We start from the raw sequence: 22,201 nt of genomic DNA, 5'->3' as shown, positions 1-22,201 counted from the left end.
CAAGACAGTCGGCCAAGACAGTCGGCCGATCCATGCCGCTTGACGCCGATCGACGCCCCGGCGCACGATCGGCTTGGCGGCGGCGGCCCCAATTTCGCCAATCGGGTTTGGCATGAGCGCGCCGGGTTCTAGGAGAGCGAGGGGTTATCATGAACATGACGAAATCTTTGACTATTGCCGGCCTGTTGCTGGCGTCACCTATAGGTGTCGGCGGCGCGCAGGCCGGTGACGAGCTAGGGTCCTACGTCGCGCGCATTTCCGATCGCGACCACCATGCCAGCGACGGCTATGAGCTGAGCAGCGCAGCACAGATGGTGCGGCAGGACCGCGCCAACTGGCACAAGTTCCACCGGCGCGATGCCGACGACCAGGGCGATGACTGGTTCCGCAGCAACGATGATCGCGCGTATCTGGAACGCATGCTGAAGCGCGGTGGCGCGATGAGCTCCTCGACACGGAACGCCATCGTCAATGGCGAGCCGCTGATCCAGGTCGACGTCTATTCAGACAGCGTGCATGTCAGCATTTTGGAGGACTGACGGAGTCAGCCTCGGGAGGACTGAAAACAAGACGGGCGGCGTGTGAACGCCGCCCGTGTTCGGGCTTGTCCGTCCCTTAGCCAGCTATTCTGGAAAAATCCGCGACCTGATCGGTGGCCGTGCGGATGCGAGCCAGCAGCGCCAGGCGGTTGGCGCGCACGGCCTGGTCCTCATCATTCACGAGAACGCGTTCAAAAAATGAATCAACCGGTTCACGCAACACGCTAAGCGCCAGCATGGCGGCGGAAAAGTCTTCGTTTTGAATCGCTTCGCCGGCTTCTCTCTCCGCCTGATTCACCGCCGCAAACAGCGATTTCTCGGCCTCCTCGCGAAACAGCGCCGGCTCAACAGTCGCGGCGACACGCGTTTTCTTCTTCTCCTCGGCGGCCAGAATGTTGGCCGCGCGCTTGGTGCCGGCGAGCAGGTTCTTGCCGTCCTCGGTGTCGAGGAAGTAGCCGAGCGCCTCGACGCGGCGCACGATCTGCAGGAGGTCATCCGAGTGCGATTGGCCGATTTCCCCCCTTGTGGGGGAGATGCCCGGCAGGGCAGAGGGGGGCGCGCCAGAATGAGAGGTCGGCGGGACAGCGCCCCCCTCTGTCGGCTTCGCCGCCCCCACAAGGGGGGAGATTGGCGCGCTTCCACCACCTGCCAGCACGGCGTCAATGAGATCATGCCTAGCACCCTGGTCGCGGAGATAGACTTTCAGGCGGTCGTGGAAGAAGGCGAGGAGGTCGGGGCCAAAGGCCCGTCCAGCCTTAGACGCGAGATAACTCGCCGTTTGATAGGCACTATCGAAGAGCGATGTCAGCGGCAGTGAGATCCCATTCTCGATCAGGATCCTCACCACGCCCAGTGCGGCCCTTCTCAGCGCGTAAGGGTCCTTCGACCCCGTCGGCTTTTCATCAATGGCCCAGAAGCCGACCAGCGTATCGATTTTGTCGGCCAGCGCGACGGCAATCGACACCGGATCGATCGGCACGCGATCAGACGGACCTTGCGGCTTGTAGTGCTCCTCGATCGCTGCAGCCACGGACGGATGCTCGCCCTGCAGCAGCGCGTATTTGCGGCCCATGGCGCCTTGCAGTTCGGGGAATTCTCCGACCACTTCGGTGGTGAGATCGGCCTTGGCGAGCACCGACGCACGCCCGGCGAGCGCGGCAATCTCCCCCCTTGAGGGGGAGATGTCGCCGAAGGCGACAGAGGGGGTCGTCTCGCGTGGAGCGCCAACTCCCTCTTTCTTCGAGAGACCGGACGGCGTCGCGGCGGCCGGAGCGACCCCCTCTGGCCTGCCGGCCATCTCCCCCTCGAGGAGGGAGATGGACTGCGCCACTGTCGGCGCGATCTCTTGCGCCAGCAGCTTGATCCGCTCTACCCGCTCGCCTTGCGTGCCGAGCTTGGCGTGGAAGGTGACGTTGAGATGGTCGAGGCGGGCCATGCGCTGGTCGAGCGGCTTTTTCAGATCGAGGCCGAACTTTTTCGCCGATGCCTCGAGCTCTCCCAGATCGGGCAGATCGCCCTGGTCGGTCTTCCAGAAATACAGCGCATCCGACAGGCGGGCGCGCACCACCTTGCCGTTGCCGTGCGCGATCTCCTTGCCGCCGTCGTTGGCCTCGATGTTGGCGGTGAGGATGAAGCGGTTGGAAAGGTTTTCGCCGTCGCCCTGCGGCCGGGTGACAAAGCATTTCTGGTTGGCACGGATGGTCAGCCGGACCACCTCGGGCGGAATGGCGAGAAAGGCCTGCTCGTATTCGCCCATCAGTACCACCGGCCATTCGACCAGGCCCGACACTTCTTCCAACAACCCTTCGTCCTCGACCAGATCGAGCCCGTTGGCGAAGGCGAGGTTGCGGGCGTCGGCAAGGATGATCTCCTTGCGGCGGTCGCCATCGAGCACGACCTTGGCCGCTTCCAGCTTGGTCACGTAATCGTCGAAGCGACGCACGGTGATTTCACCCGGCGCCATGAAACGATGGCCGTAGGTGATATTGCCCGAGCGGATGCCATCGATCTCGAAATCGACCACCACCGGCTCCTCGGTCTCCGGCCCGAAGGTGCACAGAATCGTCTGCAGCGGCCGCACCCAGCGCAGCGAACCGGGCTTGGCCGAAGCCGGCCCCCAGCGCATCGATGTCGGCCAGGGGAAGCCGCGAATGATGGCCGGCACCAGTTCGGCGACGATTTCTTCCGCCGCCCTGCCCGGCTTCGAAATATGGGCGACGTAGAAATCGCCCTTCTTCGGATCGGAATGGACATGCGCCTCGGCAGCCGAGGCAAGACCTGCCTTGCGCAGAAAGCCCTGCACCGCCTGTTCCGGCGCCGTCGTCGACGGCCCCTTGATCTCCTCGTGGATATCCTTCGAGCGCGCGGTCAGGCCCCTGACATCGAGCGCCAGGCGCCGCGGCGTCCAGTATTCGCGCGCGGCGTCATAGGTCAGACCCGCCTCGACCAGACCGTCGGTCAGCATCTTCCTGAGATCGCCCGCCGCCTTGCGCTGCATGCGGGCGGGGATTTCCTCGGAGCGGAGTTCCAGCAACAAATCCGGCATCAGAGTTTCTCCACCCGCATGCCTTCTCCCTGATTGCGCGTCCTCGCGCCTCCGGCGCTGCGGTTGCGCGGCCGGGCGGGGATTTCCTCGGAGCGAAGTTCTAGCAAAAGATCAGGCATCAGAGTTTCTCCACCCGCATGCCTTCTCCCTGATTGCGCGTCCTCGCGCCTCCGGCGCTGCGGTTGCGCGGCCGGGCGGGGATTTCCTCGGAGCGAAGTTCTAGCAAAAGATCAGGCATCAGAGTTTCTCCACCCGCATGCCTTCTTCCTGATTGCGCGTCCTCGCGCCTCCGGCGCTGCGGACGCGCGGCTGGGCGGGGATTTCCTCGGAGCGAAGTTCTAAGAGCAGGTCTGGCATGGTTAAGCTCCCACCCTCCCCTTGATGGGGAGGGTCGGCGCGTAGCGCCGGGGTGGGGTGGCGACCTCTCAGCCGCCGATACCTTCGGCACCATCGCGCAAACGCAGGTGTGATTTTCGTTCTTCCACCGCCGCATAGATCGTATCGAGCACGGAATCCAGTTCGTTTTTGATTTCATGGTTCCAGAAGCGAATGACTCGATAACCCTGGCTCTCGAACCATTTCGTTCGACGCTCGTCATGGTGCTGTTGGTCATCGAAGCTGTGATGGACACCGTCCACCTCAATGATCAGCTTCAGCCGGTGGGAGGTGAAATCAGGGAAGTAAACGCCTACCGACGCCTGCCTGCGAAAATGAGTGCCTTCTACTGGAATGCGCCACAGATGCCGCCACAGGATGCGTTCCTCGTCGGTCATCGCCGCGCGAAGCCTTTGCGCAGACTGCAGCTTGAATCGATCGAGTTTTGGCATGGAACGTCGCGCTGTCACCCCCACCCGCCGCTTCGCGGCGACCTCCCCCATCTAGGGGGAGGTAAGAGGGCATAGCAACTCGGCTGACCGCTGTTTCCAGAAATTTTGACCGCCCCTGTCGGGCCGCAACCAGCCCGCCCGTCCTTGGATCAAAGATTTCCATGAACCAAACGCAGCGCTGAAGCGACCAACGCTCAGGCAGGGAACTTATTGGCTGAACGACCATGAAAACGGCATCGAGACTCCTCCAGATCATCGCGCTCAGCGCCTGTTTCGCCGCGCAGGTGCATGGCGCCTTCTCGATGCCGGGCGTACGGCAGGCTATGCGGACCATGGCGGGGTCGACTGGCCCGATATTGGCCCCAATCAACATTTCCCTCGAAATGATGAAGTGAGCCTCAGGCGGCGAGCCCGCCGGCCTGGGTCTGCAAAAATGCCTCGCCGCAGGCCTTCGCCAGATTGCGCACCCGCAGGATGTAGCTCTGCCGCTCGGTCACCGAAATCACGCCGCGCGCGTCGAGCAGGTTGAAGACGTGGCTGGCCTTGATGCACTGATCATAGGCCGGGAAGACCATGCGGTGCATCGGCAGATTGTCGTTCGAAGCCGGGGCGCCGGCCGCGAGCAGCGCCTTGCATTCGGCTTCGGCGTCCTCGAAATGCCTGAGCAGCATGGCGGTGTTGGCATATTCGAAATTGTGCCTGGAATATTCCTGCTCGGCCTGCAGGAAGACATCGCCATAGGTGACTTTTTCGGCGCCTTCTCGGCCATTGAAGTTGAGGTCGTAGACATTGTCGACGCCCTGCACATACATGGCCAGCCGCTCCAGGCCGTAGGTCAGTTCTCCCGCCACCGGCGCGCATTCGATGCCGCAGACCTGCTGGAAATAAGTGAACTGCGACACTTCCATGCCGTCGCACCAGCACTCCCAGCCGAGCCCCCAGGCGCCAAGCGTCGGGCTTGCCCAGTCGTCCTCGACGAAGCGAATGTCGTGCAGCAACGGATCGACGCCGATCGCCTTGAGCGAGCCGAGATAGAGTTCCTGCAGGTTCGGCGGGTTGGGCTTCAGGATCACCTGGTACTGGTAATAATGCTGCAGCCGGTTGGGGTTTTCGCCGTAGCGGCCGTCCTTGGGCCGGCGCGAGGGCTGGACGTAGGCGGCGTTCCAGCCCTTGGGCCCGAGCGCGCGCAGCGTGGTGGCCGGATGGAAGGTGCCGGCGCCGACTTCCATGTCGTAAGGCTGCAGGATGACGCAGCCATAGGCGGCCCAGTAATTGTGCAGGGTCAGGATCAGCCCCTGGAACGAGCGGCTGGGATGTATATGGGCTGGACTGTCTGACGTCACGGCGGCCTCGGAAAGCGCTGAAATGATGCCATTCCCTAGTTGCCGGGCCGGCTAGCGTCAAGGCAGCGCCTATCGCCGCCTTGATGAGAGGTTGAACGCTTTGCTTCGGACTGGCCCATTGCCGGACGGTGCCGGTGGCCGTTTGCTCGCCCAGCTTCAACGACAGAGGTTCAGCCATGCAAGGCCAGCTCACCGTACGCCCCGTCACCCGAGAGGATTACGAGCAATGGCTGCCGCTGTGGGACGGCTACAATGCGTTTTACGGCCGCTCGGGCGAGACCGCCCTGCCCGGTGACATCACTGCAATGACATGGTCGCGCTTCTTCGATGCCTATGAGCCTATGCATGCGCTGGTCGCGGAGAGCGAAGGCAAGCTTCTCGGTCTTGTCCACTATCTCTATCACCGCACCACGACGGCGATTTCGCCGAACTGCTATCTGCAGGACCTCTTCACCAATGAGGCGTCGCGCGGCAAGGGCGTCGGCCGGGCACTGATCGAAGACGTCTATACCAGGGCGCAAACCGCAGGCTCCAGCCGCGTCTACTGGCTGACACACGAAACCAACCACACGGCGATGAAGCTCTACGACAAGATCGGCGATCTCTCGGGCTTCGTCGTCTACCGAAAGCTGTTCTAGAATGAGCGCCAACGCTGGGTCTGCGCCCCGTCGCTTCGCTCCTTGCTCCGCCATAGAACGACGATCGCGATAGGGCGTCTCTATCTCTTTGTTTCTGTCGCAATTCCGAGCGGAAAACCGCGCACACTTTTCCTGGAATTGCTCTAAGACGCCAAGCCGAAACAAAAACGGGGCTCAGCGAGCCCCGTTTCATCAGAAGTATGGCCCGATCACCCCTTCGGCGCTGGCGGGGTGGCCGGCTTGACCTTCGGGGTTTCCTGCGCCGTGTTGGATTCGATCGGCGGCAGGCCCTTCATCAGCTTCTGCTGCAAAATGGCAAGCACATCGGGATCCGGCTTCAGGTCGCGCGCCTGGTTCCACTGGAAAGTGGCTTCGAGCTTGCGGCCGACGCGCCAATAGGCATCGCCGAGATGGTCGTTGAGCACCGGATCTTCCGGCTTGAGCGACACGGCGCGCTCCATTTCGCGCACGGCGTCGTCGAACCGGCCCATGCGGAAATAGGCCCAGCCCAGCGAATCGACTATGTAGCCGTCGCTCGGCCTGAGGTCGACGGCCTTTTGGATCATCGCCAGGCCTTCCTTGAGGTTCATGTTCATGTCGACCCAGGAATAGCCGAGATAGTTCAGCACCTGCGGCTGGTCGGGGAACAGTTCCAGCGCCTTGAGGAAGTTCGGTTCGGCCTTGGGCCATTCCTTCAGCCGCTCATAGGCGATGCCGCGCTGATAGTAGATGTTCCAGTTGGCATTGGTCGGCGTCTTCAGCACCGCGACCGCCTTGTCATAGAGAGTGGCGGCGGAGCGGAAATCCTCCTTCGAGGCATAGACCCCGCCGAGCGCCAGATAGGCGCGCATGTCATCGGGGTGAGCTTCGACGAATGTCTTCAGATGGGCGATCGCCTCGTCGTGACGGTTGAGATCGGCAAGGTTGAGGCCGAGCTGCAGGTCGGAAAGCTCTTTCAGAGGCGAAGAGGCTGGAATGCGGCTATAGAGGGCAATGGCGCCTTCGCCGTCCTTCAACTGCTCCGCAACGGCGGCAAGCTGCACCAAAGCGGCGTCGCTGTCGGGCTTGAGCGCGAGCGCATATTGCAGATAGAGGCGCACGAACGGCTCGCCGCCGCCGCGATTGAGCGCGATGGCGAGGTCGAGCAGGATTTCAGCGGCGCCTTCGGAGGGACTGGCGACGAAGGGCTCGATCTTGTCGCCCTTCCTGATCCTGTCGCGAAGCGCCTGGATGTCGAGCTTGCCGGGCGCGAACGCCTCGGCCTTGTCGAGCACGTAGAGCGCCTTGTTCTTGTTGCCCTTGCGCGCCAGGAAAGACGCGTAGGCCTGGGCGTTGCGCATCCATGTCTCGGGCGCGGCACCGCCGGCCGTGACGTCGGTCAGGGTCGCGTCATAAAGCGCGTCGGCCTTGTCCGACAGGCCTGCGGCATCGGCGATCAGCGCGCGGTGGAAGGACTTGAACAGGCCGAACCAGTCAGGCCCCTGCAGTTTGTCGATCGAGGCCATCGCCCCGGTGGGGTCGCCGGCGCCCTCTTGTGCCCAGCCGGACATGACGCCGGAAATCAGCCGGTCGAGATCGGATTCGAGCGACAGCTTGAGCCAGTACTGCGCCTTGGTGAAATCCTTCTTGTGGAAGGAATCGACCGCCAGAGCCAGACGCGAGAAGCGCTCGACGTCGGGAACTGCCTTGAGCTTGTCGGCATAGACCAGCGATTCCTCGAAGCGGCCTTGCGCGATCAGCGACAGCATCAGGCTTTGCTGCAGCGAGGTGTCGCCGGGATTGAAGGCGAGCGCCTGCTTGTAATAAGCGATGGCATTGTCGAGGTCGTTGTCGCCTTCGGCGATGCGGGCGGCGAGATAGGCGCCCGAGAAGGAGGTGATCTTGACCGGGTCGGTCGATTCCTTGGCGTAGGCAGGCAGCGGAGAAATCGCCATCCCTGCCACAATTGCCAGCCCCGCGAGCCAGCGCGCACGTCCTTGCCGCATCGTATCCCTTTCAGCCAAGCGCCATCCCGCGTCGGCGCGGAGAAGCCATAGACTCGATGTTTCCTGACAAAGCATGGCCTTTTTGGGGTCAGGCTTCAATCCGGGCCGAATTCACAATCGGGTCACCCGATTAACAAACCATGGCGACACACACACTGTCGGTTCGAGATAATAGCAGATCGGGGTTGGGAGCTACAGCCTGACATCGCGATATCCGCCTGCCGCTATCGTGCTGCACAGGCCGGCCCACTCGCAACCCTGGCAGGCCTCACGCGTCACGCCGGCTGAAAAGGCCGCGCGCAAGGCGGCAAGCGTTGCCGCGTCGAGGCTGAAGCGGACGCCGGCCCGGATCGGCCGGGCCAGCAGCTTGCCGACATCGCGTGCTGCCAGCTCGTCGCGGCCTGCGGCGCTTTCGCGCAAGCAGTGGGGCTCGGCCTCGCCGAGCAGCGGCCGACAGATGTCGTCGGGGCCGGAGACGATCAGAATATCCTCGCCCCGGCCCAGACGTTTCGCGATCACGTCATAATTGGCGATGAAGGCTGCGCTGTACCCTTCGCCGATATAGGTCAGCAGGCAAAGCAGATGGTGGGAGCGCAGCCGGACGGTCATCGGTCAGGACGCGCCAGCGGAGCCTGTTCCATCCCGATGGTATCGGGATGGGGCTCCATCTTTTTGTTTGAGCATGATCTCTTCCGAAAACCGGACTCATTTTTCGGGATCATGCTCCTGCCGGGTCCGCCTTACCGGAAAACAGCTTGAGCGTCGCGGCGCCGAGCGCCGATTTCAGCAGGCCGCCGACGAGGAACGGCAGGAAACCGAAGGCGATGGCCTGTTCGAGGCCGATCATGACGGCGAGCCAGGCCGTTCCGAGAACCAGGCAGGCGAGGTTGCCGAGGACCATGCCGGCGAAGGCGAGCAGCACGCGGTTGCCGTTCCAGCCGCGCTCGGCCAGCCAGCCGACAAGCGCGCCGACGAGCGGGAAGGCGAAGAGATAACCGCCCGTTGCCCCGACGAAATACGACGCGCCCGCTGCCCCTCCGGACAGGACAGGAAAGCCCACGGCGCCCTCGGCGAGCCAGGCGATGATGGTCATGGCGCCAAGCCGCCAGCCATAAAGTGCGCCGACCAGCGTCACGGCGAAGGTCTGCATGGTGACCGGCACCGGCACCATCGGCACCTCGATCTGGGACAACAGCGCCAGAAACAGCGTACCGAGGACGACGGCCGCGGCCTGCCAGCTATGCGAGCGGGTTTGCAGGCGCAACGGGCTGAAGGACGGCTTGGACGGCGAAAAGGCGATGTCGGTCATGGTTGCTTCCTAGCTGGTTTGAAATTATAGATAATTTTATTGTTCGATCTATCATCGAATCCATATTTGCGCGGGAATGGCAACCCTCACCCCTAAAGGCTTGGGCTTGCGTGTCGAATAAAGGACATTTGGAAAGGCTGGCGGGACAGCACCCCCCTCTGTCCTGCCGGCCATCTCCCCCGCAAGTGGGGAGATCGGATGTCGCCTTTGCTTTCGCCAATGGCCGACGTTGCAGGACTAACGCAACGGCAAAGCTGTTGAGCTCCCCCCTTGCGGGGGAGATGTCCGGCAGGACAGAGGGGGGTGTGAAGGATCGCTACGCGCGGAATCCGACGACTTGTCCCTTCGTCCCTACCCGACGATGGCAAACGCTTCGCGCATCTTGCCCGACGCGGTCTTGACTGGTTTCTGGCCGATCCACTGCACGTGCCGGCCAAGCGTGGCGGCGGCCGATTCGGTATTGCCCTGCCGCAGCGCGCTCAGGATCGCGCGATGGTCTTGGTCGGTGCGGATTTCCCATTCCGAGCGCCAGGCGGCGAACAGGAAGCGGGCGCTTGCGGCGTGCAAATCGTCGATGGTGGCGATGAGCCGCGGCATGCCGCAGGGCGCCAGGATCAGCCGGTGGAAGGTGCGGTTGGCCTCCTCCCAAGAGCGGACATCGCGGGATTTGTCGCCGGCCTTTGTGGCTTCTTCGGCAAGATTGAGAATGGAAGCCGTCAGATGCGGCGCGGCATGGCGCAGCGCCAGCACTTCGAGGGCTGCGCGCATTTCGGCGACTTCCCTGACTTCGCCGAGGTCGAAGGCGGCGACGCGTACGCCCCGCCTGGGCTCACTGGCCGCCAGCCCTTGCGCCTCTAGGCGCCGAAAGGCCTCGCGCACCGGGACATGGCTGGTCTGGAATTCCTCGGCGATGTGATCCTGCCGCAGCCGGGCGCCGGGTTCGATCGCACCCGATATGATGCGATCCGCCAGCACCTTGCTGATGCGCATGGCGATGGTGTCGTCTGCGGTCTTTGCCATGTTTTATAGATAATTTGCACTGCTGCCGATTGTCGAGCGGTGATTGCCCGATTTTGCATGCAAACTTTCTTTGGCGCCAGGCGCGGATCAGTTCACCCGGCTGATGCAGAAGTCGATGACGTCGATCAGCGCCGATTTCTGCGGCGTCGCCTCCAGCGGCGCCAGCGCGTCACGGGCGATCTCGCCGAAATGGCGGGCGCGTCCGATGGTGTCGGCAATGGCGCCATGGCGGGTCATCAGGCCGATGGCCTTTTCCAGTCCGGCATCGTCGGTGACATTGTCCTCGATGGCGCGCTTCCAGAAGGTGCGCTCGGCCTTGGTGCCGCGCCGGTAGGCGAGGATGACCGGCAGCGTAACCTTGCCTTCGCGGAAATCGTCGCCGACATTCTTGCCCAGCTCCTGGCTGGAGCCGCCATAATCCAGCGCATCGTCGATGAGCTGGAAGGCAAGGCCGAGATTCATGCCGTAGGAGCGCAATGCGGCGCGATCGTTGCGCGTCGCCGATGCGATGACCGGACCGACCTCGGCGGCAGCCGAGAACAGCGCCGCGGTCTTGGCCTTGATGACGGCGAAATGCTCGTCCTCGGTGGTATCGAGGTTCTTGGCGGCCGCCAGCTGCATCACCTCGCCCTCGGCGATGATCGAGGCGGCGCTGGACAGGATGTCGAGCGCTTCCAGCGAACCGACATCGACCATCATGCGAAAAGCCTGGCCGAGCAGGAAATCGCCGACCAGCACGCTCGCCTGGTTGCCCCAGATCATGCGGGCAGTCTTTTTGCCGCGCCGCATGCCGCTCTCGTCGACGACGTCGTCATGGAGCAGCGTGGCGGTGTGCATGAACTCGACCGCGGTGGCGAGCTTGACGTGGCCCTCGCCGGAATAGCCGAACATCTGGGCCGCCGCGAGCGTCAGCATGGGACGCAGCCTTTTGCCGCCCGACGAGATCAGATGATTGGCGACCTCCGGGATCATCTCGACGTCGGAGCCGGCCTTGGACAGGATCAGTTTGTTGACGCGCCCCATATCGGCTGCTGTCAGGTCGATGAGATCCTTGATGGAGGCGGGTTCCCGCTTCCCGTTTTCGATGTTGAGAACGACACCCACCAACAAACACTCCCGTCTTTGATCACGCGTGCGACGGCACCCTGGTCCCGCCTGGGACTCTAGGGCGGCACATACGGGCACGGCAAGAGGCGAATTGGCGCGGCTGCGGTGACGGCGTGTCAACCTTAGCGACCGCATGCCGTTGCCCGAAAACCGCTCCACACTTTTCGGCGCCATGCTCCAGCGTTTACATCAACGCTGCAACCTGCGAACTTCGTCCGATGATAGAACTCGTGCGCACCAACGATGCCGTGATCATCTCCTTTGTCGAATCGCTGATGCGCGATGCCGGGATTGCCTGCTTCGTCGCCGACCAGAACATGAGCATTCTCGAAGGGTCGATCGGTCTTTTGCAGAAGCGCGTCATGGTCGATGCCGACCAGGCCGATCAGGCGCGGCGCATCTTGAAAGACGCCGGCATCGAGAACGAAATCCGCCAGACATAATGGCTGAAGCGAGCGCGCTTACCAGCGATACGCCGGCCCATACGGTCGATGCCTTCCATCGCGGCCGCTTCTGGCTGGTCCAGCCCAGGACAGGGCATCGCGCCGGGATGGATGCCATGATGCTGGCGGCAGCAGTTCCATCCGGCTTTGCTGGACGCCTCGCCGATTTCGGCGCCGGCGCCGGTGCGGCGGGTCTTGCCGTGCTGTCGCGCTGCCCAGAGGCGCAGGTCGTGCTCGTCGAACGGTCGACCGAGATGGCAGGCTTCGCCACAACCACGCTCGCCCATCCCGGCAATGCGCATCTCGGCAATCGCGCCTCGGTGCTGACCGCCGACGTCACGCTGTCGGGCCGGGCGCGGACGCAAGCCGGCCTTGCCGACAATTCCTTCGATTTCGTCATCATGAACCCGCCCTTCAACGCGGCGCAGGACCGCGCCACGCCAGATCCGCTGCGGCGGCAAGCGCATGTCATGGACGACGGGCTGTTCGAGAGCTGGATCCGAAGTGCGGCTGCCGTCGCCAAGCCGCGCGGGGGCCTGGCCGTCATTGCGCGGCCGGAACAGCTTGGCGACCTCCTCCATGCGCTGTCGGGCCGCTTCGGCGACGCCGAGATGCTGGCCGTGCATCCGCGCCCGGAAGCAGCCGCAATCCGCATTGTCGTCAGGGCAGCGCTCGGCGCGCGCGGCAAGCTGTCTATCCGCCCGCCTTTGATGCTGCATGGGCAAACGGGCGACGGCCCGTCGGAACGAACCGAGATGATCAACAACGGACTGGCGTCGCTGTTTGGCGATTGATTTGGGCCCGTCAGTGTCGTTGCCGCAAAACCGGCACACAGTTGGCTGAGATGGATTGCAGCATTGCCGTTGACCGGCAAATCCCTACATGCGTTGAAGCCATTTGGAGACAGCCACCTCGTGAACCGCCTTTTCAACCGCCTGCTGCCGAAATCCTGGCGATCCAGCGTCGTCACCATTCCCGTCATCAGGCTGCATGGCACCATCATGGCCGGCGGCGGCCCGTTCCGGCCGAGCCTCTCCTTGGCGTCCACCGCCGCCCTCATCGAAAAGGCGTTCCTGTTCGATGCGCCCGCCGTCGCCATTTCGATCAATTCGCCTGGCGGCTCGCCGGTGCAGTCGCGGCTGATCTTCAAGCGCATCCGCGACCTCGCGGTCGAGAAGAACAAGAAGGTGCTGGTCTTCGTCGAGGATGTGGCGGCCTCGGGCGGCTACATGATCGCGGTCGCCGGCGACGAGATCTTTGCCGATCCGTCCTCCATCGTCGGTTCGATTGGTGTCGTCTCGGCCTCGTTCGGCTTTCCCGAGTTGATGAAGAAGATCGGTGTCGAGCGCCGTGTCCACACCGCCGGCCAGAACAAGGCGGTGCTCGACCCGTTCAAGCCGGAGAAGAGGGAAGACGTCGAGCGCCTGAAGGCGCTGCAGCTGGAAGTGCACGAGACCTTCATCGACCTGGTCAGGGAACGCCGTGGCACCAAGCTGAAGGACGATCCGGACCTGTTCACCGGCCTGTTCTGGACCGGCAAGAAAGGGCTGGAGCTTGGCCTCGTCGATGCGTTGAGCGACATGCGCACGGTACTGAAAACCCGCTTCGGCGCGAAAACCCAGCTCAGGCTGGTCACCGCGCCGCGTGGCCTGTTTGGCCGCATCGGCCTGTTCGGCTCGAACTTTTCAGCGCCCGATATTGCCGCCGCCGCCGCAAGCGGCGTGATCGATGCGGCGGAAGAGCGCGCATTGTGGGCTCGCTTCGGGCTTTGAAAAAGCAGGGAAAGAGTCTAGCATGAGGGCTTGACAGTCTGCCTTGCCGCCTTGCGAGGGAGGAGCTTTGAAATGCCACAGATCATTTTCTTCGCAGTTGTCGGCGCAGCCGCTTATTTCGGCTACCGCACCTTCGTCCGCGAGGCCGAACGTGTGACCGCCAAGGTGCGGCGCACCGAAAAGCAGGCAGCCAACGGCACCAACGGCACGCTGGTCCAGGATCCTAAGACCGGCGAATACCGCCTGGCCAAGGACTGAGCATCATCCCGTCAGCAGCCGACAGTTTGGATGCCGCAGCCCGGACGTGGCTTGCGCCCGCCAAGATAAATCTGGCGCTGCACGTCACCGGCAAGCGCGCCGACGGCTACCATCTGCTCGAGAGCCTGGTCGTTTTCACCCGCTTCGGCGACAGGGTCGAGATCGAGCCTGCCGACGCCGACCGGTTCTCCGTATCGGGCCGTTACGCGACTTCCGTGCCGATCGACGACAGCAATCTGGTGGTGAAGGCGCGCGAGGCGCTGCGCAGGCAGGCTGGCCAGCAGAGCACGCCGCCGGTTGCCATCCGGCTGGAAAAGAACCTGCCGATCGCATCCGGCGTCGGCGGCGGATCGAGCGACGCGGCCGCCGTTCTGCACGGTCTTATCAGGACATGGGGTCTCGACATCGGTGAGGCCGAACTGAGCCGGATCGGTCTCACGCTCGGCGCCGACGTGCCGATGTGTCTTGCGGCAAAACCGCTGGTTGCGCGTGGCGTCGGCGATGAGCTGTCGCCAATTGCGGATTTTCCTGCGCTGGCCTTGGTGCTGGTCAATCCCGGCGTCGCCGTCTCCACGCCCGATGTGTTCAATGCACTTGAAAAACGCGACAATGAAGGACTGCCGCCGCTGCCGCGCGGTTTCGATTTCCACGGCGTCCGCAATTGGCTGGAGATCACCCGCAACGATCTTGAGGAACCGGCGCAAGCAATACAGCCGCCCATCGGCAGAGCGCTTTCCCTGCTGAACAGGGCCGGATCTGGATTCTCGCGCATGTCGGGATCCGGCGCGACATGCTTCGGGCTGTTCGAGACCGGCAATGTCGCCAAGCGCGCCGCCGCCGAGATCCGCAGCCGCGAACCGGAGTGGTTTGTCGCCGCGACACGAAGCATCGCTTCAGAGGGGGCCGATGACCAAAATTGACGAAAGCCGCCCGTTCATCCCGGTGCGCATCGCGGTGCTGACGGTGTCCGATACGCGCAGCCTTGCCGACGACAAATCAGGGCGGACGCTGGCCGATCGCATCGTCGAGGCCGGCCATGTCCTGGCCGCGCGCGACATCGTCACCGACGACCGGGAGAAAATCCGCGACAAGGTGCTGGGCTGGTCGCGCGACGAAGACATCGATGTCGTCATCACCACCGGCGGCACCGGTTTTACCGGCCGCGACGTGACGCCGGAGGCGCTGGAGCCGATCTTCGAGAAGCGCATGGATGGCTTTTCCGAAGTGTTCCACCGCATTTCCTACGACAAGATCGGCACCTCGACAGTGCAGAGTCGGGCGACGGGCGGCGTCGTCAACGCCACCTTCGTCTTCGTGCTGCCGGGCTCGCCCGGCGCCTGCAGGGACGCCTGGGACGGCATCCTGAAACCGCAGCTCGACTACCGCCACATGCCCTGCAACTTCGTCGAGATCATGCCGCGCCTGGACGAGCATTTGCGGCGCGGCAAGGCCGCCTCGTAAACCAAGGCAAAGCCGGCCAAGTGCTGCCTTTGTCAGGCAGAATGGCGGCTGCGCCTTCGAGAGGTCATTTCCTCCGGGTCGTCGGGCGGATAGTCTGTCGCCAAGTCAAGACGGAAGAGATCCAATGAGCGCGCATCGCGGCGGCTGCCATTGCGGCAACATCCACCTGACGTTCGAAACGGGAATCGAGCCGGCCGAGGTGGAGATCCGCGCCTGCCAGTGCGCGTTCTGTGTCCGGCATGGTTCGCGCGCCGCCGATCCGCAGGGCCGATTGATCGTCTCGGTCGAGGACGAGGCGCGGCTGCACCGATACCGGTTCGGATTGCGCACCGCCGATTATCTCATCTGCCGGGGCTGCGGCGTCTATGTCGCTGCTGTGACCACCGACTGCGACCCAAGAGCGATCGTCATCGTCAATGCGCTGGATGACCGGCCGCGGTTCAACCGCGAGCCGGTCCCAATGGACTATGATGCCGAGAACAAAGAGGGTCGCATTGCCCGGCGGCAAGCGCGCTGGATGCCGGTCGAGATCGGCTCCGGCCTCAGCGGATGACCGGTTCGCCGTGGAAGCGGCGGCGCGAGGGCGGCGAGACGCCGAAGCCGACCTCCATCATCAGCCGTGGCGTGGTGGACGGCACGGTGCCCATGTGGAAGCCGAACGGGTCCTCGACGAAGCCGAGGCCGGCCTCGCCGGTCAGCGTGACCGGGCTGTCGTCGCCATAGACCTTGAGCACGTCTTGCGCCGGATGGCCGACCAGCAGCGTCAACTGGTGCTTGAGGCTGCGCCTGTTGTGGCTGCCTTTGACATAGACATGCGGGCCGGTGCCGGCATCGCAGGGCTTGAGATAGAAGAAGAATTTCAGCATCCGCCAGTCGTCGAGATCGAAATGATATTTGCCGAGCGAGGCAAGGTTCTTGTCGGCGTCGGAAGCCTCGCCGGTCGGAAAGCTCCACCAGACACGCGTGGTGATCAGCTTTGCCTGCCCGCCCAGATAGTGCTGGGCGATGTCGAGCAGCAGCGGGTCGTTCTGGATGGCGAGTGCCGCCTTGCAGCCGAGGATGCGCTCGAAATAGTGTCCGCTTAGCAAAGAGCGGCCGAACCGCTTCTCGGCTTCTGCGTGTTCTCCGGGCATGAATTCGAGCCGGCGGTCGAAATTGCCGAAGCACGGCGTGCTCTGAGCAAAGCTGGCGACCTCTTCGTGGATTGCCTGCGGAAGGACCAGTCCGGAGAACAGGCCATCGGTGCGCAGCGCCGCGACGATCGACTTGAGGTCGACGCCCCTGAACATCGTCGCTACGGCACTCTGCGCGGGGCGCGCGGCTTTGGCGCCAAGCCAGTGCAGTTTGCGCGCCGGCATGGTGCGGGCAAGCACGAACATCGGCAGCCATGCGGGATTTTCGCGCAGGTCGGACAGATAGGTCGGGATACGCACCGCAATGCGGCGGAGCAGGCTGCCGTTGCGGGCAATGGCTTCCAGACTGGGGGCGCCGGATTTGTCAGGGGACGAAAGGTTCATCGGGGTCCTCAGATATGAACGGCAGCAACGACGACGCGGCGCTTGCTTACCGCTCCGGCACTACCCAAACCCCGATATCCCGCATCAACGGAATGCTAATCCCGCGTCAGCTTTTGTGCAATGCACAATAGGTTTTTGCGGCGAAAAAGCCGGACGGCGCAGCGGACAGTGTCAATTCCGGGGGGACGCCGACGCTGCCCCTCATCCGCCCTTCGGGCACCCTTCTCCCTGGGAACGGGGAGAAGGGAGAAACATCACTTCTTCGGCGCCAGCCAGATTTCGGCGTCGAGCCGCCTGGTGGCGAGACCGCGCGCAAGGGCTTCGGCGCTGTGCGCGTTCTTCGACAGGGCAGCGGCCTGGCGCTTGCTGATGACCAGCCCTTCGGCCAGCGCCCGGTTGCCCGAAAACACCCGTGACAGGAACGGCGTGCGGCTGCCGCGCGCACGGGAAAAGCGCGCTGGCATGGTTTGCCACGCCGTGTGAGCGACAACGTCGTCGATCCAGCCCTCCGCCAGCCTTGCGCCGGGTTCCAGAAACAGCAGCCAGTCACCCTTCGCCTGCCTGATTCCCGCGGCAATGCCGCCGGCCACGAAGTGGCAGCCGGCATGGTCGGCAACCCGATGAGTCTGGTCGGTCGAGCCGGTGTCGCAGACGATGACATCGCGCACCACGCCCTCGACCGCGCCGCCGATCAACGAGGCGAGCGTGCGGGCAAGGCCTTCTTCGTCATCCCGGGTTTCGATGAGAACGCTGAGCATGTTTAGCCGAATAGCGGAAAGCCCGGCGCAGCGCCAGTTGTGCATGGCCCAACAAAAAAGTTCTTGCTTTGTTCTCATCAGCGAAATAGGATTATTTTCATGAACAGAGCGATTCGACAGCCAGCCGACAGTCCTTGGGAAAGGGCCAAAATGGAACATATCGTGCGTGCGGACATTGCTGCTTTCGGAGCAGGGCGAGCCGAGATGGCCAATGCGATGATCGAACAGAGCGGCATGCGCGTCCGTCCGGATCGCAACCGCGGCCGTTCCGCGGGCATCAACCCGTCCGGCCGGTTCGAGCCGGTCAGCCGGCATGTGTTCGACGACGGCTGGAATTCGCTGGAGGAATTGCCGCCGTTCAAGACCGAAGTGCAGGTCGAGAAGCCGCGCACCATCATCACCCGCAACGAATCGCCCGACATTTCCTTCGACCGCTCGATCAACCCCTATCGCGGCTGCGAGCATGGCTGCGTCTATTGTTTCGCCCGGCCGACGCATTCCTTCATGGGCCTGTCGCCGGGGCTGGATTTCGAAGCGAAGCTGTTTGCCAAGCCGGGTGCGGCGCGGCTGCTCGACAAGGAACTGTCGAAGGATGGCTATCAGCCGCGCACCATCGCGATCGGCACCAACACCGATCCCTACCAGCCGATCGAGAAACAATACCGGATTATGCGCGAGATCCTCGAAGTGCTGGAGGCGCGCGGCCATCCGGTCGGCATCGTCACCAAATCCCATCTGGTGACGCGCGACATCGACATCTTGTCGCGCATGGCCGAACGGGGCTTGGCCAAGGTGGCGCTGTCGGTGACGACGATGGACCGCATGCTGGCGCGCACCATGGAGCCACGCGCGTCGACGCCGACCAAGCGGCTTGAGGCAATCCGGCAGCTTTCCGATGCCGGCATCCCGGCCTCTGTCATGGTGGCGCCGATCATTCCCGGCCTGACCGACCAGGAGATGGAGCGCATCCTCGATTCGGCACGCGCCGCAGGCGCCCGCGAGGCCGGCTATGTCATCCTGCGCCTGCCGCTCGAGGTGGCGCCGATCTTCAAGGACTGGCTGCTGCGCCATTATCCCGACCGCTACCGGCACGTGATGTCGCTGATCCGTTCGATGCGCGACGGCAAGGACTATGATTCGGAATGGGGCAAGCGGATGAAAGGCGCCGGCCCCTATGCCTGGCAGATCGGCCGGCGCTTCGAGATCACGGCCAAGCGGCTCGGCCTCAACGCCGAGCGGCGCACGCTCCGAACCGACCAGTTTGTCGCCGCCGCCAAGGCGACCGAGCAGCTGATGCTGCTCTGAGAGTAGCGCCTGCCCTGCCCTCGTGGTTGGCAGGCGACCCAAGAATCCCGTCCGGCCTGTCCCCCGGCCTGCAGACGGTGCCCTCCCGGTCTTGCCCCACTCGACCCTGGAGGGACTTGCGGAGAATCGGAGCCGATGCGAACCTCGCCGCAACATGGCTCGCGCGCGTTCCGATTCTCCGCTTCTTTTCGAAATCGTCGAAAAGCCCGACTTCTCCTTCGAGACGAAGGCGATGGCTGAAGGCCTGTGGCCGGTGGCAGGCATGGACGAGGCCGGCCGCGGTCCGCTGGCCGGGCCGGTGGTGGCGGCGGCGGTGATCCTCGATCCCGCCAACATTCCCGACGGGCTAGACGATTCCAAACGGCTCAACCATTTGCAGCGCGAGGCGCTGTTCCTGAAAATCCTGGGGTCAGCGCTCGGCGTGTCGATGGCCTCGGTCAGCGCCGAAGGCATTGACGGCAGCAATATCCTCAAGGCCAGCCTGGAAGCCATGCGCCGCGCCCTTGCCGGCCTGCCGATCCAGGCGAAGCTGGCGCTGGCCGATGGCCGCGATGTGCCGCCGGGCCTCCTCTGCGAAGGCCGCGCGCTGATCAAGGGCGACCAGCGCTCGCAATCGATCGCCGCCGCCTCGATCGTCGCCAAGGTGATGCGCGACCGCATGATGTGCGGCTGCGGCAGCCACCACGAACGCTACGGGTTCGAAGTCCATATGGGCTACGCCACCGTGCGGCACCGCACCGCGATCGAAGCGCATGGTCCGGTGGCAAGGCTGCACCGGGCGTCATTCGCGCCGTTCAGGCTGGGTGGAGTTGAGGTGGTTGAGGAAGAGAGCTTCGCCGGGTGGAGTAATGGTAATCTCCCCCCTTGAGGGGGAGATGGCCGGCAGGCCAGAGGGGGGCGCCGCGCGTCAAGCGCTAGCCCTTCTTGGTCGCAGAAAGAGCGTCGCGCCTGGTCGAACGGACCCCCTCTGTCGCCTTTGGCGACATCTCCCCCTCGAGGGGGGAGATCAGGCGCACCACCGCCTTCGCCAATCTCCGTCGCCGCTCAACAAAAAAGCCGCCAGGTTGCCCGGGCGGCTTGATGTCAGCGAGTTAACCCCGCTCAGTTCAGCCTGGCCTTCACGTCCTGCAGCGCGGACTTGAAAAGATCCGCGCCGGCCTTGGCGTCGATCTTGCCGGCGAGCAGCGTGCGGGCCGCCTCGACGGCGATGTCGACGGCGCTGGCGCGCACTTCGGCGACGGCTTCGCGTTCTGCCTGGCCGATCTTCTGCTCGGCAAGCGCAGTGCGGCGGGTGACATAGTCTTCGGTCTTCTTGTGCGCCTCGGCGGCAAGCATGTCGGCCTCGCGCTTGGCGGCAGCGACGATGGCTGCGGCCTCCTGCTCGGCTTCCTTGCGCTTCTTCTGGTACTGTCCGAGCAATTGCTGGGCCTCTTCGCGCAACCGGCGGGCTTCCGCAAGCTCGTCGCTGATCTTGATCGCGCGGGCGTCGAGCGACTTGGCGATCAGGCCCGGCACCTTGATGTAAACGGCAACGCCGAGGAAAATGACGAGGGCAACCGTTGCCCAGAGCGTTGCGAGAGATGTGGCGTCCATAATGTGCTCCTCACCGGGCCACGGATTTGACCGCAGCCGAGATCTCGGCCTTGCTCGTCTTGCCGCCGACAAGCGCATCGACGATGGCTGAAGCGGTGTCCTCGGCAATCGTGCCGACTTCCTTCATGGCGTTGGCCTTGATGGAAGCAATGCTGGCCTCGGCCTCGCCGAGCTTCTTGTCGAGGGCGGCCTCGACCTTCTTGCGGGCAGCCTCGGCTTCAGCCTTGGCAGCGTCGTTGGCCTGCTGGCCGATCGCGTTGGCCTTGGCCTTGGCTTCCGCCAGTTCCTGCTCGTAAGCGGCAACGGCGGCGTCGGCCTCGCCCTTCAGCTTGGCGGCCTGGTCGAGGTCCTGCGTGATGCGATCGCTGCGGACGTCGATGATGCCGCCAAGGCGCGGCATCACCACCTTCTTCAGGAACAAATAGAACAGCCCGAACGTGATCGCCAGCCACAGAAGCTGGGACGGAAACGTCGCCGGATCGAATGGCGGGAACGTGCCGTGCGCCTCGGCAGGCACGCCGGTGCCGGAATGCGTGTCGCCTTCCGTACCGGTGTGGGCGCCTTCAGCGGCGGGTGCGGACTCTTGCGCAAACGCAGATGTCACGAACATGGACTATCCCCTGATATCAGGCATGGCCGCAGGAATGCGGCCAGCCAATTCTTCCCAAAGCTCGTCCGACCGATAATTGGCCGAACAGGGGCTCAGCCGAACAAGGCGAGAAGCGCGATGAGAAGCGAGAAAATGCCCAGAGCTTCGGTCACGGCGAAGCCGAAAATCAGGCGGCCGAACTGGCCATCGGCGGCCGACGGATTGCGCAGGGCGCCCGCCAGGTAGCTGCCGAAGATGTTGCCGAGGCCAATGCCCGCGCCGCCCATGCCCAGGCAAGCGATACCGGCGCCGATGTACTTTGCTGCTTCTGCGTCCATTTTAAACTCCTTTGGATCTGTAATTCCGTTGCAATTCCATCCGGCGAAAGATGCCGGAAATTCTAAGGTCAGTGCCCGGGATGCAGGGCGTCGTTCAGATACATGCAGGTCAGCACCGCAAAGACGTAGGCCTGCAGGAAAGCGACCAGCAATTCCAGCGCGGTCAGCGCGACTGCCATGGCCAGCGGCAACACCGAACCGGCAACGCCGACGGCGCCGAGCGCGCTCAGGCTGACGACGAAGCCCGAAAACACCTTCAGGGTGATGTGGCCGGCCAGCATGTTGGCGAACAGACGAACCGAGAGGCTGACCGGGCGCGACACGAAGGAGATCACCTCGATCAGCACCACCAGCGGTAACAGGAACACCGGAACGCCGTGCGGCACGAAGAGCTTGAGGAAGCCCAGACCGTGCTTCGTGAAGCCGTAGACAACGACGGTTCCGATCACGAGGGCTGCGAGGCCGAAGGTGACGATGATGTGGCTGGTGACGGTGAAGAAGTAGGGGAAAAGGCCAAGCAGGTTGGCGACCAGCACGAACATGAACAGCGAGAACACGAAGGGGAAGAACTTCATGCCCTGCGTTCCGGCGGCGTCGCGCAGCATGTTGGAGACGAACTCGTAGCCCATTTCCGAAACCGACTGCAGGCGCCCGGGAACAAGGCTGCGGCTGGAGGTCGAGAGGTACAGAAACGCCGATGCGACGAGCACGGTCGCGACCATGAACAGGGACGAATTGGTGAAGGACAGGTCATAGCCTCCGATATTGATCGGAATCAGCTTGACGATATGGAACTGGTGGATCGGATCGACCTTGTCAGCAGCCATTTACATCCCCGTCAAAACCGCGAGCGG

General features: G+C 63.6%; 25 protein-coding genes. 11 read left to right on the top strand and 14 right to left on the bottom strand.

Going from position 1 to position 22,201, the window contains the following annotated elements:
- The first annotated feature begins 149 nt into the window (after positions 1-149).
- Positions 150-539, top strand: coding sequence for a hypothetical protein (locus tag ACYG97_RS01235; protein ID WP_023668461.1), 390 nt, complete (start codon positions 150-152; stop codon positions 537-539).
- Between the two features lie 76 nt (positions 540-615).
- Here ACYG97_RS01235 and glyS read toward each other — a convergent pair whose 3' ends face one another.
- The 3 genes from glyS to ACYG97_RS01220 all read right to left on the bottom strand — a co-directional run bounded on the left by glyS (position 616) and on the right by ACYG97_RS01220 (position 5,254).
- A complete protein-coding gene (gene glyS, locus ACYG97_RS01230; RefSeq protein WP_023732114.1) occupies positions 616-3,084 on the bottom strand; it encodes a glycine--tRNA ligase subunit beta in 2,469 nt (822 codons plus the stop codon).
- A 425-nt stretch (positions 3,085-3,509) separates the two neighbouring features.
- Positions 3,510-3,911 carry an endonuclease domain-containing protein gene (locus ACYG97_RS01225; protein ID WP_023732115.1) on the bottom strand — a complete coding sequence of 134 codons (402 nt, stop codon included), beginning with the start codon at positions 3,909-3,911 and terminating at the stop codon, positions 3,510-3,512.
- 398 nt (positions 3,912-4,309) lie between these two features.
- A complete protein-coding gene (locus tag ACYG97_RS01220; RefSeq protein ID WP_023684365.1) occupies positions 4,310-5,254 on the bottom strand; it encodes a glycine--tRNA ligase subunit alpha in 945 nt (314 codons plus the stop codon).
- A gap of 176 nt (positions 5,255-5,430) precedes the next feature.
- Here ACYG97_RS01220 and ACYG97_RS01215 point away from each other — a divergent pair, with 176 nt between their 5' ends.
- Complete coding sequence (locus tag ACYG97_RS01215) at positions 5,431-5,892, top strand: GNAT family N-acetyltransferase (RefSeq protein WP_023684366.1); 462 nt, start codon at positions 5,431-5,433, stop codon at positions 5,890-5,892.
- A gap of 209 nt (positions 5,893-6,101) precedes the next feature.
- Here the strand turns inward: ACYG97_RS01215 and ACYG97_RS01210 are convergent, their stop codons facing one another.
- From ACYG97_RS01210 to ACYG97_RS01190, 5 genes are all read right to left on the bottom strand, one after another.
- Complete coding sequence (locus ACYG97_RS01210) at positions 6,102-7,877, bottom strand: tetratricopeptide repeat protein (protein ID WP_023732116.1); 1,776 nt, start codon at positions 7,875-7,877, stop codon at positions 6,102-6,104.
- 192 nt (positions 7,878-8,069) lie between these two features.
- On the bottom strand, positions 8,070-8,486 hold the full coding sequence (locus tag ACYG97_RS01205) for a DUF1284 domain-containing protein (protein WP_023732117.1): 417 nt from the start codon (positions 8,484-8,486) through the stop codon (positions 8,070-8,072).
- Between the two features lie 109 nt (positions 8,487-8,595).
- Entirely contained in the window at positions 8,596-9,186 is a 591-nt protein-coding gene (locus ACYG97_RS01200; protein WP_023702054.1) for a biotin transporter BioY, read from the bottom strand.
- 351 nt (positions 9,187-9,537) lie between these two features.
- Positions 9,538-10,206 (bottom strand): GntR family transcriptional regulator, encoded by a 669-nt coding sequence (locus ACYG97_RS01195; protein WP_023732118.1) that lies wholly within the window; start codon positions 10,204-10,206, stop codon positions 9,538-9,540.
- Positions 10,207-10,293: 87 nt separating this feature from the next.
- Entirely contained in the window at positions 10,294-11,310 is a 1,017-nt protein-coding gene (locus ACYG97_RS01190) for a polyprenyl synthetase family protein (protein WP_023668471.1), read from the bottom strand.
- A 221-nt stretch (positions 11,311-11,531) separates the two neighbouring features.
- On the opposite strand from ACYG97_RS01190, the gene ACYG97_RS01185 reads away from it, so the two are divergent.
- The 7 genes from ACYG97_RS01185 to ACYG97_RS01155 all read left to right on the top strand — a co-directional run bounded on the left by ACYG97_RS01185 (position 11,532) and on the right by ACYG97_RS01155 (position 15,800).
- The gene (locus tag ACYG97_RS01185) at positions 11,532-11,756 is read left to right on the top strand and encodes a putative signal transducing protein (protein ID WP_023692106.1); all 225 of its coding nucleotides are present in this window, start codon (positions 11,532-11,534) and stop codon (positions 11,754-11,756) included.
- Positions 11,756-12,550: a tRNA1(Val) (adenine(37)-N6)-methyltransferase gene (locus ACYG97_RS01180; protein ID WP_023702056.1), complete on the top strand. Its 795-nt coding sequence runs from the start codon at positions 11,756-11,758 to the stop codon at positions 12,548-12,550. Before ACYG97_RS01185 ends, ACYG97_RS01180 begins: the two co-directional genes overlap by 1 nt.
- Before the next feature lie 120 nt (positions 12,551-12,670).
- Positions 12,671-13,528: a S49 family peptidase gene (locus tag ACYG97_RS01175; protein ID WP_023702057.1), complete on the top strand. Its 858-nt coding sequence runs from the start codon at positions 12,671-12,673 to the stop codon at positions 13,526-13,528.
- Between the two features lie 72 nt (positions 13,529-13,600).
- Positions 13,601-13,786, top strand: a complete 186-nt coding sequence (locus ACYG97_RS01170; protein WP_023668475.1) for a membrane protein — start codon at positions 13,601-13,603, stop codon at positions 13,784-13,786.
- Positions 13,787-13,812: 26 nt separating this feature from the next.
- The gene (locus ACYG97_RS01165) at positions 13,813-14,706 is read left to right on the top strand and encodes a 4-(cytidine 5'-diphospho)-2-C-methyl-D-erythritol kinase (protein ID WP_023732119.1); all 894 of its coding nucleotides are present in this window, start codon (positions 13,813-13,815) and stop codon (positions 14,704-14,706) included.
- Positions 14,693-15,247 carry a molybdenum cofactor biosynthesis protein B gene (moaB, locus tag ACYG97_RS01160; protein WP_023732120.1) on the top strand — a complete coding sequence of 185 codons (555 nt, stop codon included), beginning with the start codon at positions 14,693-14,695 and terminating at the stop codon, positions 15,245-15,247. Before ACYG97_RS01165 ends, moaB begins: the two co-directional genes overlap by 14 nt.
- A 124-nt stretch (positions 15,248-15,371) precedes the next feature.
- Complete coding sequence (locus ACYG97_RS01155; RefSeq protein ID WP_023732121.1) at positions 15,372-15,800, top strand: GFA family protein; 429 nt, start codon at positions 15,372-15,374, stop codon at positions 15,798-15,800.
- Here ACYG97_RS01155 and ACYG97_RS01150 read toward each other — a convergent pair.
- Both ACYG97_RS01150 and ACYG97_RS01145 read right to left on the bottom strand, forming a co-directional pair.
- Positions 15,790-16,764, bottom strand: a complete 975-nt coding sequence (locus ACYG97_RS01150; protein WP_023732122.1) for a hypothetical protein — start codon at positions 16,762-16,764, stop codon at positions 15,790-15,792. The genes ACYG97_RS01155 and ACYG97_RS01150 overlap by 11 nt on opposite strands.
- Positions 16,765-17,018: 254 nt before the next feature.
- Positions 17,019-17,522, bottom strand: coding sequence for a glycosyltransferase (locus ACYG97_RS01145; protein ID WP_023732123.1), 504 nt, complete (start codon positions 17,520-17,522; stop codon positions 17,019-17,021).
- 150 nt (positions 17,523-17,672) lie between these two features.
- Here ACYG97_RS01145 and ACYG97_RS01140 point away from each other — a divergent pair, with 150 nt between their 5' ends.
- Both ACYG97_RS01140 and ACYG97_RS01135 read left to right on the top strand, forming a co-directional pair.
- Positions 17,673-18,827 carry a PA0069 family radical SAM protein gene (locus ACYG97_RS01140; RefSeq protein WP_023732124.1) on the top strand — a complete coding sequence of 385 codons (1,155 nt, stop codon included), beginning with the start codon at positions 17,673-17,675 and terminating at the stop codon, positions 18,825-18,827.
- Positions 18,828-18,981: 154 nt separating this feature from the next.
- Positions 18,982-19,695: a ribonuclease HII gene (locus ACYG97_RS01135; protein WP_023732125.1), complete on the top strand. Its 714-nt coding sequence runs from the start codon at positions 18,982-18,984 to the stop codon at positions 19,693-19,695.
- 233 nt (positions 19,696-19,928) lie between these two features.
- On the opposite strand, the gene ACYG97_RS01130 is transcribed toward ACYG97_RS01135, so the two are convergent.
- The 4 genes from ACYG97_RS01130 to ACYG97_RS01115 all read right to left on the bottom strand — a co-directional run bounded on the left by ACYG97_RS01130 (position 19,929) and on the right by ACYG97_RS01115 (position 22,174).
- The gene (locus tag ACYG97_RS01130) at positions 19,929-20,420 is read right to left on the bottom strand and encodes a F0F1 ATP synthase subunit B (RefSeq protein ID WP_023732127.1); all 492 of its coding nucleotides are present in this window, start codon (positions 20,418-20,420) and stop codon (positions 19,929-19,931) included.
- A 10-nt stretch (positions 20,421-20,430) separates the two neighbouring features.
- Positions 20,431-21,030, bottom strand: a complete 600-nt coding sequence (locus ACYG97_RS01125) for a F0F1 ATP synthase subunit B (RefSeq protein ID WP_023684380.1) — start codon at positions 21,028-21,030, stop codon at positions 20,431-20,433.
- Positions 21,031-21,122: 92 nt separating this feature from the next.
- On the bottom strand, positions 21,123-21,347 hold the full coding sequence (locus ACYG97_RS01120; protein WP_006206606.1) for a F0F1 ATP synthase subunit C: 225 nt from the start codon (positions 21,345-21,347) through the stop codon (positions 21,123-21,125).
- Between the two features lie 68 nt (positions 21,348-21,415).
- Entirely contained in the window at positions 21,416-22,174 is a 759-nt protein-coding gene (locus ACYG97_RS01115; protein ID WP_023668485.1) for a F0F1 ATP synthase subunit A, read from the bottom strand.
- Positions 22,175-22,201: the final 27 nt, after the last annotated feature.

The organism is Mesorhizobium sp. W067 (assembly GCF_054719525.1).
Note: the sequence above shows the minus strand (reverse complement) of the source record. Positions and strands in the feature narration are given on the sequence as shown.